Source organism: Calothrix sp. FACHB-168 (assembly GCF_963889195.1).
GTDB classification, from domain to species: Bacteria; Cyanobacteriota; Cyanobacteriia; order Cyanobacteriales; family Nostocaceae; genus Aulosira; species Aulosira anomala_A.
In genome coordinates this window covers 62,647-77,021 of record NZ_CAWPNJ010000031.1, presented here as the reverse complement: position 1 = coordinate 77,021, position 14,375 = coordinate 62,647, and the positions used below count along the sequence as shown (strand labels likewise).

The 14,375-nt window shown below is 41.7% G+C and carries 5 protein-coding genes; 1 reads left to right on the top strand and 4 read right to left on the bottom strand.

The annotated features are described in order from the left end of the window. Positions 1–509 precede the first annotated feature (509 nt). Positions 510–4,808: a hybrid sensor histidine kinase/response regulator gene (locus AACW45_RS19810; protein ID WP_199331179.1), complete on the top strand. Its 4,299-nt coding sequence runs from the start codon at positions 510–512 to the stop codon at positions 4,806–4,808. An 82-nt stretch (positions 4,809–4,890) separates the two neighbouring features. Here the strand turns inward: AACW45_RS19810 and AACW45_RS19805 are convergent, their stop codons facing one another. The 4 genes from AACW45_RS19805 to AACW45_RS19790 form a co-directional block, all read right to left on the bottom strand. Then, complete coding sequence (locus AACW45_RS19805) at positions 4,891–7,845, bottom strand: carboxypeptidase-like regulatory domain-containing protein (RefSeq protein WP_313933789.1); 2,955 nt, start codon at positions 7,843–7,845, stop codon at positions 4,891–4,893. Between the two features lie 510 nt (positions 7,846–8,355). Next, positions 8,356–9,174 (bottom strand): P pilus assembly protein, chaperone PapD, encoded by an 819-nt coding sequence (locus AACW45_RS19800; RefSeq protein WP_339381989.1) that lies wholly within the window; start codon positions 9,172–9,174, stop codon positions 8,356–8,358. A gap of 494 nt (positions 9,175–9,668) precedes the next feature. Beyond that, the gene (locus AACW45_RS19795) at positions 9,669–10,151 is read right to left on the bottom strand and encodes a hypothetical protein (protein ID WP_190634097.1); all 483 of its coding nucleotides are present in this window, start codon (positions 10,149–10,151) and stop codon (positions 9,669–9,671) included. Positions 10,152–10,857: 706 nt separating this feature from the next. Continuing rightward, positions 10,858–13,977, bottom strand: a complete 3,120-nt coding sequence (locus AACW45_RS19790; RefSeq protein WP_190634095.1) for a plasmid replication protein, CyRepA1 family — start codon at positions 13,975–13,977, stop codon at positions 10,858–10,860. Positions 13,978–14,375 lie beyond the last annotated feature (398 nt).

Below are 14,375 nucleotides of genomic sequence, written 5' to 3'. Positions count from 1 at the left end.
GTTGACTGTTGAATGTTGAATGTTGAATGTTGAATGTTGACTGTTGACTGTTAAGAGAGATTTTTTTATTGGGGACTGATTTAATTACGAACAGTTATTTGCGTGCTGAGGTAACAAAAAATTAGGGAGAAATTAATTCAAAATTTGCTTATTCAAAATTCAAAATGAAGTCCTGAAAATAAAATGAGTTCCATATTTTTACATTGCTTAATATAGTCAGCCTCAACGATCGCAAATGCCTATATACCTTATCTCCCCAATCGGTGAATTAGTTAATAATGTTTTAATTTGGCGATCACCTAACCTTTGAGCATCCATCTAGATTTAGTGAATTTTGCCCTAAGGATCTCTGTGGCTCCAGGAAAGGTGTAAATATGATAATATCCTGATGCTGTAAAGACTCTAGAAGTAAAATTTTCTATAAAGTGTGTTTACCGGGAGAAATTTCTGATATTTGACCATGAGAGATTTTCTCCGCTTCTTTGACCCCAAAATTTGCCAAAGTAGTCATGAACCAGCAACCAAGGACTGTGTTGATTGTTGATGATAGCCCAGAAGACCGCGAGCTGTATCTGCGATATTTACGGCGAGATGTAACATATGATTATAAGTTTGTCCATGCAGAATTGGCGCGCATAGGCTTGGAACTATGGGAGCAATATCAGCCAGATATTGTGTTGCTCGATTATTTCTTACCAGACTTAGATGGTAGAGATTTTCTCAGCCAACTGCAAACGCGCACAGGAAAATTATTCTTACCTGTAATTGTAGTTTCCGGGCAGGGAAATGAAGCGATCGCAGTGCAAGCAATTAAAGCTGGCGCACAAGACTACCTAGTCAAAGGAAGCATGACTGCGGATGGCTTGTGTTTGGCGGTAAATACAGCTATTGAAAATATTCAGCTACGCAACCAACTACAACAAGCCCTACAACAGCTACAAGATGAACTGGCAGAACGTAAACGCACTGAGAAAATATTACAAGAAAATCAAGAAAGATTGCAATTAGCGCTCGAAGCTGCGGGTATGGGTACTTGGGATTGGAATATTACCACAGGGGAAATTCAATGGTCTAGCAACTTAGAAGCTTTGTTTGGCTTAAATCCAGGGGAGTTTGATGGTTCATATACCATGTTTATTTCCCGCGTTCACCCAGACGATCGCGATCGCGTTGAAGCAGCGATCAATGCAGCGATCGCTACAGGTTCAGACTACAATCTAGAATTTCGCATAGTTTACCCGAATGGTAATATTCGTTGGGCACTCAGCCAAGGTAAAGTCTTTTACGACGAAGCAGGCGAGCCTGTACGTGTAGCGGGTGTAGATTTAGATATTACAGAACGTAAACGTTCAGTAGCCGAATTGCAACAAACAAATACATGGTTAAAATTGGCACAAAAAGCCACAAGTTCAGGATTGTGGGATTGGAATCTCACCACAGGTAAAATTAGGATTGGCGAAGAATTTTGTCAGCTGTTTGCTATTGACCCAGCAACTAAGGAAATTAGCTATGAAGATTGGTTGCTATTAATACAACCTGAAGACAGAATTAAAGTCAATGAATATATTTCCCGGCTGATCCGCGACCAACAACAAGATTATGATATTGAGTTTCGGCTGCTACATCATCAGGGCGATCGCTGGTTAGCATCAAGAGCTAAGGTATTCTACGATGAAACTGGCAAAGCCGTGCGCATGACAGGTAATATTCAAGACATTAACGCTCGTAAATTGGCGGAAGAAAGTCTGCGTGAAAGCGAACGCCGCTATGCAAATTTAGCCCAAGCAGTTCCAGTGGCGATTTTTCGCTTTGATGCCGATAATAACTGCGTATATGTCAACGATCGCTGGTCGGAAATTAGCGGCAGACCAAAAGAAGCCGCTTTTGGGTCGGGATGGATTGATACCTTACATCCCCAAGACCGCGATCGCATCGTCACCGCATGGGCGCAAGCATTAGCATCAGGAGGCATGTATCAACAAGAAGGCAGATGTCTGCGTCCCGATGGAAGTATTACCTGGTTTTACTGTCAGGTATTACCTGAGACTGACCCCAATGGCAGCATTACTGGCTATATTGGCACGCTGACGGATATTACTGACCGCAAGCAAGCTGAAGAGCAACTAAAACTACAAGCACAAGTGCTGGCGCAAACCCATGATAGTGTCATTTCCACCGATCTCGATGGTTATATTACCAGTTGGAATCAAGGCGCAGAGAGAGTTTTTGGCTATTCTGCCCAGGAAGCAATCGGTCAACATCTACGGCTAATGTATAGACAACCAGAAATGCTCGATTTTCTGGAAACCCAGGTAATCGCACCCTTGAAAATCAAAGGCGAGCATGAATTAGAAGTAACTGTACCCCGCAAATCTGGCGAACTCATTACCGTGCTGCTTTCCCTATCCTTGCTGCGCGATGAAAATCAGCATCCGGTGGGGATGATTGGCTTATCAATGGATATCACAGCTCGCAAACGTGCGGAAGCTGCTTTGCGAGAAAACGAACAACTCTTGCGACTGGCGTTGTCAGGGGCTAATGCTGGCTCTTGGGATTGGGAAATTCAAACTAATCAAATCAACTGGTCGCCAGAAAATTATGATTTATATGGGCTTGATCCCAACAAAGCTCAAGTTGAATATGCAGATTGGTATAATACTTTGCACCCAGAAGACAAAGAACGCACTCATGCTGAAGTCATGGGGGTGGTGGAGCAGAAACTTCCAGAGTATAAGAGTGAATTCCGCATCATTCATCCACAGAGGGGGGTTTGTTGGCTATTGGCTTTAGGGCGCGTTACCTTTGATCGTCATGGCGAACCCCTGCGCTTGAGTGGGATTAACTTGGATATTAGCGAGCGCAAACGAGCCGAAGAAGAACTGCGCCAGAGTGAAGAATTTAAACAACGGATGCTGGCGAGCAGTAGCGATTGTATCAAAGTTCTCGACTTAGATGGCAAACTCTTATATATGAATCCTGGCGGGATTTGTCTGTTAGAAATTGACGATCTCACGCCTTTACTCCACAGTGAATGGTGCTGTTTTTGGCCAGATGAAGCTAGAAACATTGCGGAAGATGCACTAGCAATGGCGAAAGTGGGCGAATTAGGCAGATTTCAAGGCTATTGTCCAACGGCGAAAGGAAAGCCGAAATGGTGGGATGTGGTACTGACGCCTATTCGCAATTCAGCCGGGCAAGTAGTACAAATATTATGTATTTCCCGTGATATTACGGATGATAAAAACGCTGAAGCCGCTCTTCGTCAAAGCGAAGTCCGTTATCGTTATCTTGCAGAAACTATTCCCCACCTTGTCTGGACTTGTGATGCTCAAGGTGAATGTGACTATGTAAACCAAAGATTATGTGAATATACTGGATTAACATTTGAGCAAGCTTTGGGGTTTGGCTGGTTGTCAGCAGTACATCCAGAGGATCTGGAATTATCGGAAAAAATGTGGGTAAATGCTGTGAAAAATAGCAGCTTTTATCAATATGAATACCGCTTTCGACGTTATGCAGATGGTAGCTATCGCTGGCATTTAATTTTAGCCTTACCATTGAAGAATGAACAAGGGCACGTGGTGAAATGGTTTGGGACTTGTACAGATATTCACGATCAAAAGGAATTAGAGATAGAACGCGATCGCATTTTACAATTAGAACAAGAGGCGCGGAATGAAGCCGAAAAAGCCAACCGGATTAAAGATGAGTTTTTAGCAGTTCTTTCCCATGAGTTGCGTTCCCCCCTCAACCCAATTTTAGGCTGGACAAAGTTGCTGCAAAGCGGCAAGCTGGATGACAGCAAAATCACTGAAGCCTTAGCGACAATTGAGCGGAACGCCAAGTTACAGACACAACTAATTGACGACTTGTTAGACATTGCGCGGATTTTGCGCGGTAAACTCAGCTTAAATGCCGAGCCTGTCAACTTAGCTTATGTGATAGAAGCGGCGATTGAGACAGTGCGCACCGCAGCTGTTGCAAAATCTATTTTGATTCATCCCGTCTTACCTAATATTGGGCAAGTATCCGGTGATGCAGCGCGGTTACAGCAAATAATTTGGAATTTGCTGTCTAACGCCATCAAGTTTACCCCCAGTGGTGGGCGAGTAGATATTTGGCTAGAAAAGGTAGGTAAACAAGCACAGATTACCGTCGCTGACACAGGTAAAGGGATTAATCCCGAATTCCTTCCCTACATTTTTGAATCTTTCCGCCAAGAAGACGTTTCCGTTACTCGCAAATATGGTGGATTAGGGTTAGGGTTAGCGATTGTCCGCCACTTAATTGAAGCACATGGCGGAACAGTCAGTGCCAATAGTCCGGGGGAAGGACAAGGTGCTACATTTACAGTGACATTGCCTTTGTTGTCTGTAGAATCAGAGAGCGATCGCCCAGAGGAATTACCCGCAGATATACTGGATCTCACAGGCATCAAGGTATTAACTATTGATGATGAAGCAGATAGCCGGGATTTCATCGAATTCTTATTAGCTGAGTATGGCGCAGAAGTGATGACAGTAGCATCTAGTGGAGAATTTTTAACAGCGATCGCATCATTTCAACCAGATATTATAGTGAGTGATATCGGTATGCCAGAGGTAGATGGCTATACCTTAATGCGACAGGTGCGGAAACTAGAAGCAGAACAAGGTGGTAAAATTCCGGCGATCGCATTGACTGCTTACGCTGGGGAAATTAATCAGCAACAAGCACTAGCAGCAGGATTTCAGCGCCATTTATCCAAACCCATCGATCCCGATTTATTAATTTTAGCGATCGCTCAACTGCTAGGTATGGAAAAATAATAAGTCAACAGTCAACAGTCAACAGTCAACAGTCAACAGTCAACAGTCATCGGTCAGCTGCCCCATGCCCCATGCCCTAAAATCAATTAAGATTGAGTTGTTGAAATGCTGCTGAAGACTCTTCTATAAGTAAATTTTGAGTATTAATTGACTCACCATTAACTTCTATTTTGTAGTTTCCCTGCTGCAAACCTTGTAAATAATATACTCCTGCGGCATTGGTGACCGAAAATCGTTTTTGACCGGAATTGACATCTATCGCCTCTACCCTGGCTCCCGGAATCGGTTTACCTTGAGAATCGGTGAGAATGCCTGAACGAGTGAAAGAGCGAACCATCGGCAACATTACAGGGGTATAACTGCCAGCAACTACATCCACCGCCAAAGAATCAACAGATGTTTGCCAGTTAGTCGGAAAGCCAGCCGGATCTAAATCTAGGCGATATTTGCCGGGAGACAAATGCACTAAAGCCCCATCATCTTGCATTTCTGATGTCAAAGACTGCAAATTCTGGTTGTTAATGCTGAATAACAAGGGAGAATTTTCTAAATATACGGGTTCATTAGCATCGCGTTTGCCGTTACCATTGCGATCGAAGAAGGGCTGAAGCAAAATGCCCCCTTGAGTGCGTAAATTGTTAAATTGGCGAGCAGCATTTGGTTTAATTCCCCTTTGTAAATTGAGACTAGATACCAACTCTAAAGCAAAACTCGGTTCATCTGATGTTGCAGATATCCCTTGATAACGTCCCCGCAGGGATAAGCCAGGGATGATATTTGTCCCAATAGCTGCAACTATTCCCGAACCTTGGGAACCGAGGCCATAACCGAGTTGTAACTCCCAAAGAGAGTCACCATTGAGGGTAACTTGTGGCGAACGATAACGCCAACCAAAGCTAGCTAGGCGATCGCTATTTGCAAAAATATCGTTAGTTTCATAACTAACATACAAAGAATTACCTTGGCGAGTAAATTTCTCAGGGGAAAAATAGTAAGCTAATTCTGAGAAAGAAGATACCTCATTACCATTACTTTTCAACTCTAGCTGACCCAAGCGTTGCATTAAATTCCAACGTAAATAATTGTCGCTATTGTAAGTAAGACGAGCGAAAGTGTAAGAATTTTGATTGTGTTGGGTAATTTGTAAACCAACAAATTCACCATCTCGACTATCGACACCACCAAATAAGCTTAACCAAGATGACATTCGCCAATCGAAATCAAATCTGGTTTTGAAGCGATCGCTAATAAATCGCGTATTGATACTTGGGGATATCTGAAATGTGACATTGGCGTTAATATCCCATTGTTCGCCACTTAAAGCTGATAATGCTACTTTCAACGGCAGATTTTCAGGTTGATAAAATATTTCTGCCAATCCTCTCAATGAGCCATCGTAAACACCACCAATACCAACAGTTAAATCAGAAGCTATACCCCAACGTTGCGCCACACCACCACGAAAGTCAGTAAAATCACCAATGAAAGAATTATTATTAGATAATTGTCTGCGTAAACCACCAGAAACCACTAAAGCACTACCGCCTGCCGGTAGTTGTCCGGGTAAAATGGAAAAGGTAACGCTACGAATTTCTGGAGTTTGGGTTAATTGCCCTTGGGGATAAAGTAACAGCTGATAGTTTGCGCCTAAAAAACGACTATCAACTGGTACATCATTAAACCGATAAATTCCCGAAGAGTCTACCAAAACCTCAGCAATCACCCGCTCACTTAAACCTTGAGTTAATCGCACCAACGTTCCTGGCTCGGCTGTACCGGTAATCACCCGCCCGATTTGAGCAGACTGCATCCGTTGGTTGGGAGATGAACCACCAACAGTTTCCGGTGGTGTAAATCCCCAACGTTGAATTGTCGTCAATCCCCAATAATCACCAGTACCTTGACTCAACCAAAAAGGAGCCTGTGAGCCGATAATATAATCTGCACTATCTGTTTGTCGGAGAAACTGGGTTTCTGCCAGCTTCCAACTAATAGAATTTTGCACATTAGGTTGGTTAATGCGAACAAACCAACTACCACCCAAAGCCGTACCCACAGCAGCTAAATCCCCTTGGTAATTAGCCGCTCTGCTCGATGAACCGGTCACATTCAGGCGTTGCTCAACTGCTGTCAAAGTCAAGTCAGGAGCCGGAACTTCCGGTAGTCCGGTTAATTCCACAATTGGTTCTGGTGCGGCGATCAATTGGCTAGGGTGAAGCAGCCAAGGACGCTCTAAGCGCAGTGCATAATCGTTAATATCAAAGGTTACTTTAATTCCTAACAGAGTTTGCAGTTGTGCGACAGAAAACACCAAACCTAATTTGCGATCGTTGTTGAGTTCTCGCGGATCGATCCGAGTCACCAAACCAGGAGCGCGGATTTCTAACTGTCCATTAGATAAATTTACATTTAATTGCAAAGCCTTAACCACAGCCTCATAAGGTATCAGCCAGCGCTCAAAATCGACTGCTTGTGTACCGTCTTCCTGTCCGCGAATTAAGAGACTTTTGATAATCTGACGTTGATCTACGTCCAAACCCACAGGAAAAACCGAAAAATCTTCAGATAGTGGTAGTTTAATTGATGGTGTTCTTCCTGTAGTTTTAGTATTTTGTTCTTGAGAACTCTGCGATGAAGAAATGGTTTCACCCGCAATTACAGATGCATCTGTCTGGGAGCCAGATGTCTGCGGTAATGGCGATCGCTGTTGATTTAAATTGCGATCTGCTGGAGAATCAGATAAAGAGGCTTCAGTAAAAAAGCTTTCTGGTGCTACCATCGGTGCAAACTGCTCCCTCTGAAACTCAGAAGTCTGCAAATCTAACGATGGGAGAGTTGGATTGCGATCTAAATTTTCCTTGGCTGGAGAGTACAGAGGTAGAGGCGGTAAACTCTCTGGTGAAGTAGGTTTGATTGTAACTTCAGGAGATCGGGTGTTAGCGATTGATAGAGGCTGCTGGTTTTGCGCGATCGCATTTCCATGTGGCAAATAATCGGTATTGGTTAGTAGTTCACTATGAGATAGCAAGTAAGACACAGGTATAATATAAGAAAAATAAATTTACTCAATATGCTTCATCTAGGGGTTAGGTAAGAGCAATTTTCAGGTTTTATTGTGTACGCAGTTCATGAAAGCTAATTATACAGAGATAATATATTTCTTAATCAGAAAGTCTCTGTATTGGATAATATTTTTAATTGCTTATTTTAAGCTTAAAACCCAGTAGTAACTATCAAGACATTACTAGTACAATACAGCGTCAATAAACATACCCTCTTAAATAGCGCAAAAGCCCATAATGTAAGTCTTTTGACTGTTGACTGTTGACTGTTGACTGTTGACTTCCGCCTAGCAGTACTGAATAACTTCCCCTAAATAACGCAACAAACAAAACTATTTATGTCTTGATGAATTAGTATCAATAAATAATTCTAGAGACACCAAGACACAAAGAGTTTTAATGTTTGAATTTGTGCAAAATGCTGAGACTATTACAGCATGGCAATCGCTCAGAAGTACTATCGTGTTAACTATTGTGTTAGCTCATTAACGCACAGCCGCCGCAGTTGCCGGTATAGTAAGATTGAGATTAAACGGAATAGTTTTTGAGTGAGACTGTTCGCTCCATAGCAACTCACCAGTTAATTCATATTCACCAGCAGTTATCTCTGGTTGATTTTTAGCAGCGAGATTGAGTATAAATTTGCGATCGCTCTGAGCTACAATCGTTGTGGCTGCTACTTCTCCGCTTCTAATTACCTTTCCTCCCTGTTTTAAAGTCCAGCGAGCTGTTGGTAGCACAGAAGCTGTACCCGTGTTCTTGACTAACAATTGAATTTGCTTTGTATTTGGATTCACAGCAGCGCTATCCACAGCTAGACGAGGTGATAAATTACCTTTACGGACATAGAAAGTAGAGCCTACTTTAGCTCTGATATTAATTGCATTTCCATTATTATCTTTTAAGGGAATTTCTTTTAAGTTTTCTGTGAAAACTACAACTCGATATTCCCCATCTGGAAGGTTGGGAGGTAATTGACTAATTAAGCGTATGCGTCTAGTCACACCCGGTGGAATAGTCAGTTCTCCTGGTGAAAATTGTAAGTAAGGAGTTAGGTCAGTTGGACTAGATTTTAAAGCTTGAAATCCCGTATCTGGATTATATGTAAAAGGCTGAACATATACACGAGCGCGGAAGGGTTCATTGGTCATATTCTTGACATTAATTATACCTTCTGCAAGCCCTTGGTTAGCTTGTGTCTCAATCACCATAGGAGAAATTTGCACTTGTGCTTGTGCAATATCAGCACCGAACATTCCCGCGAAAAATGCCCAACTATAAACAGAAGTGGCGGCAAAAATCATTCTATATTTCTGGTGCAAATTCTTGTGCCAAGCTCCCCATTTTGTGAGCGCTAAATTACCGACCATCATATTCTGTCGTGAATGTGAAAAATTGTGGAACTAGAGAGATATTGACAATTGAATCTGCAATTGCCAAAGTTGTGTTCATATTTTGTTGTTAGTACTTGATTATTGCTTGAGTAAACAATCAAGTCCTGATACCAATTAGAAACAAGAATGCGACAGATTGTAGGGGCACAACAATGTTGTACCCTCTAAAATATATTGATGCGTCGCCAACATGATTTGAATTGGTATGACTACAAATATGTTGAGTCTTTATCCTATCCCGCCCTCTTTTTTAGGATAGCCACTACACCAGGTGGGTTTTGGAGGAATCAGTAAATGATTGCGTTGCAAAGATGTCTACAGTTGTGCGAACTGCTGCCAAGTGCTTTGAATAATCAGGATCTACAAGTCTGAGATCCAACACCAAAAAGGGTTCAAATATCCTCTTAGGGTGTCACTGTTAAATCAACCGTAAACCCGTATGTTCCAGCTGTTAAATCACCAGCATTAACTACAGACATATTCACATCTAAAGAAGTAGTTATACCAGGAAGTACAACTTGAGGTAAACCAGCCACTCCAGCAGTATAAGTTGCGGCGATTGTTCCGCCAATGGCAGTTGCAGTATATACAGGTGTAGTCAGAGAAGGCCCGGTTGTTTGGGTAACACCAGTAATATTGAGACTTCCATTCGCACCGGTGCATCTTACCTGTGCGGTTCCTTTTGTCCCTCCGGCTACTAACTCACTACTCAAAGTCGTAGAAGTTGGGTTGACTAGTGTACCCGCACTAGGAGTACCCAAAAAAGAACAAGCAGCTGTAACAATACCGCCAAATGGTACATTTTCTGTATCACCAGCAAATGCACTAGGAGCAATACCAACACTTGCGAAAATCAAAGCAGAAGCAATTAAAACGCGACGAATCATTCCAAGTTCCTCAAATTAATACTTAACGTTAATTGAAGTTGGTAATGAGTCTTCAACAGAAATATTGAATGTTGCGTATTATCTAAGGTAACACAACAGGTAGATTTCCCCGATATATAACACCTGTTGATACCCTTACTTAACTTAACTTCATAATATCATTGTGTCGTTCTCATAATCGTCTTGCCTCCGTATTAGTACCAAATTTTCAATAAATAGGCATAATTTAATACAAGTGTGTTTTAGTTTGAAAAACTTCATTTTTCTTTACATTCAGCAATAAATATGTGGAAATGCTTGAATTTCCTGGCTTAACGCTCTTATATAAATCAGTTAAATCGGGCTTAAGAGCGAAAAAATTGAGCAGTTTTTCATCGGAGATAATTAGTATATGCATCATTTAATACATGACCAGCTTTCGTTTGTTGAGCATCAATTGTTTAAATTCAACAATCAACAGTCAAAAGTTAACGATTTCCAGCAAAATCTGGAATTTACAGCAAACTGCAAGTTGGTGAGTTGCGCTCGCTATTTCAACCTCTGCGCACTCTGCGTTCTCTGTGGTTGAAATCAAGATTTTTCACCGCAGAGTACACAGAGTACACAGAGTACACAGAGCAATAAGAGTTTGAGAGGTTTTCGCGTACTTTCTTGCTAACTGGTATAAAAAACTCTACCCACAAGGGGATGGAGTTTCCCGCCGCTTTCAATGAACCAACAACTGCAAATCTAAAGGAGTATCAACCCCTGTCTCTCCCATCTGGCGCAGATGAGTCAACATTAACTCATCTCGGTGATGCCAAACGGCAAAGATTTTATCTCTACCATCATCCAGATTGTCTAAATCAATGTGATAACCTGTATCGACGCGCTTCAGCTTCAATCCCAACAAACTTAAGAGACGGCTGAGAATTTTAATACCGGAGATATTTTCAGTATTGCTGCCTAAATTAATTCCCAATACTCTTTTAATATGTTTACTATTTTTACTGGCTAAATTCTTCAGCACAACCAATTCTGGAGCGTTTTCGGTAAATTCTTTGGTAGCTGTGAGGAAATCTACCATCCCTAAGGCTCTCATCGCCTCGACTTTGAGGGTATAAGTCTTGATATCTGGGAGAAACACCTGCCCTTCTCCCCAGTATAATTGTTGATGCCACTCCTGGCGATCGCGAATATGAAAATACTCGCTTTCGTGGGTTAAATAATAGTGCGTCAATAATTGTCCATAATAGCCTTTATCATCCTGCAATTTTAATTCCGGCGTTACCTGCATACCATAACGCTGACGCAGGATATATTTCTGCATGGCGTGACGTTCATCATCGGTGAGGGAATGTTTGGCTAATAACTGCTCATATTCGACATAATCAATATCTCTGGCTTTGGCGACAGCATTAGCGGCTAATAATTGGTTTTGTTGCTTAATTTCGCGAATTTTGCGCTTAATTTCTTTCGCTTTAATGCGTTTTTCTGTCCAATCTTTTTGGACTTTGACAATTTCTAAAATTAAGCGTTTGCGATTTGCTAAATCTTGCGGATCTGTGGCTAAGAATGCTAGGCGTAAATCGCGAATAATATTATTATGTACGGCGTTGCTTCTAGTTCTAATTTGATGTCCATCAGCAATTAAGCCTTCTTGTAAAGATTGGCGATAAAGACGGATGGAAGCATTTACCCTAGCAGATAATTTCGCCCAGGTGCGTAAATGAATCGGATCGTAAACTAAGGGTAAATCTACATCAATTTTATGTAGGGGACTGAGCAAAGCTAAATTATCTTTTTGATTCTCCTGATACCAATAGGAAAGTAAGCGATAATTGGTGCTACCGCTACCAATTAAACCAATACCTCGTTTAGCACACCACACCACACGGGGAACATCATCTCTAACTCTGGCTAAGGCTTGTCGCGCATCTGAATCAGGAATTACGCCTTGAAAAATGCCATAAACTCGATCAAAATGTTGCACATCAATACTAATTCCTGTACCGATTGTCGGGGTAACAAATACGGTATCATATTCGGGAATTTTTTGATTAATTGCGGCAACAAAATCCACTGCTGGGTGTCCTGGTGTATTTGTAGTTTGGCTGCTAACGACTAAAGTTTTTGGAAATTGTCGCCGGAGTTTTTCTAAACGTTCTTTTAAATAACGTTCGATAGTTTCACAACTGTAACGTCCAGTTCTGCTATCGGTAGTTACGTAACATTTGCGCCCAGCAATTAAATCTAATTCTAATTGATGAATTAAGGGGGTTGGGTTGGGAGAATCGTAAAATGTTACATCCCATCCTCGTTGAGGTTGCCATTGATTTAATAATATCCAAGGCGTTATTTTATTTTCGGACAGTCCTTGTAAATATTCTAGAGAAACATCCGATAAATCGGCATCTTGAGCGATAACTAAGCCGCCTGTTCTAAATACTGTGGCGATTAATTGTTGAAATATTTTGAGGATTTTAACGCGCTTTTGTTTACAAGTATTACTGTTGAGTAAATGCCATAAAGATTGCTCAACTTCATCTAAAATTACGATTGCACCTTGCCAATCTTCGGGGTTAAGTTTCCAAATAGAATCTATGCATAACCCAAAGGATTTGGGCATTAGGATTTGGGCATCCCTTCGGCTTCGCTCAGGGCGAGTGGGCATTGGGCATTGAGGGGGATTTTCTGGTTTGCGTTCTGTGTAATTGATGCCCCAGTTGATGCCGACTTTTTCACAGAGAAAGCGTCCTAATTGAATGCGGTGGGTGATTAATAAAACGGGTTGATTTTTACTTTTGGCGCGATTAACTAGAGATTTTAAGCCTGTGGTTTTACCTGTACCTTTGGCTGATTTTACTCCTACTAATCCAGATGTGGGGAACGGAATTTCGCCTAAATAAGGACAGTTAACGGTGATTGCAGCCGGAATTGTTAATTCGGTATGAGGTTTTGTCTGGGCGAGATAAACTTCTAAATCAATGCTTTGGCGATAAACTTTATCGAAACTACTTGCACCTTTCGCCACGATAAATTCATCAACGCCTTTTTCTATTCCTGGTAGTTCGATAACTTTCACAGGACAGTTTTTTTCTTGTAATAAAAAACCAAGTTGAGAAATGGCGTTATTAACTGCGGCGATGGTTTTTGGTTTAGTTTCAAAATCAAAGCATATATAAAAGGTGCGTTGTTTGAGGGCGAAAATTCCTAAGTCGGGTATTAGCTGACGACGGGTAACTTTCCCAAAGTTATCTTTCACAACGCGATAGCCGCTAGTTATTCCCGGAATTGCGATCGCAGCGTATCCTTGAGTTAAGAGTGTGGCGGCTTTCTTTGCACCTTCGCAAATAATCACAGGTAATTTCTGTTCCATCACCCATTGCCAAAAACCGACAGCTTCGCCATGCGGGGCGATAGTAATATTGTCAGGTAAAGACAGATGATAACGCTGGGCAACTTGCTGCCAAATTTCTAATGTCACGCGCAGACAAAATACCCGCGTTGCTGTGCTGGGTGGATGTTCGTATTTAATCGCCTTACCATTTTGATTTAGGCGCGGTTGGTTAGGCTTAAAACATCCCCATTCCATTGTCTGCCAATCTGTGAGGGGATCGAGTCCCGAACACCACCAACCGCCTGCTGTAATGTGGGCGTAACGTTGCAACCAGGCATTTTTCACCATACCGCTATTGGTGCGCGGAAGTAACTCAGAAATCAACAGATATTCATAGGCGTTGATTCCTTCCAGCGACAAAAAATTGAGCTTCGCAAGGTGTAAATTTATGCCACTGCTATTGACTAATTCCTCAAGGTGTTGCGGGTGTAAATAGTGCAGATGCATAAGGCAAAGCTCTAAGGGAGGACGATGGATTTAAAACTTATCATGCCTCTCCCGATTTTATATCATGGTTTTTATGTGGGTTTATTGCTACTTTTTATACTCTGATTTATAAGACACATCGGTACAAGCTCAAGTCAGCGATTTTTTCTGTTGTCTTGGTTCGGTAATAAGTTTGTATTGTGATAAATATTCGCGATTAATTTTTAATTATCAGTAGAATCCTATATTAAGGAATGCGATCGTATCATTCAATAAAACCAAATCCTTGTCAAGGTGCAGGAAACCGCAACATATAGGCGTTATTCACGACTTTTGCGGTAAAAGTAACAAAAGTTACTGAAAATATAGAGAAGTTGAGTTTACTAATTCTCAGGTAGCTAAAAGCTATACACGGCGCG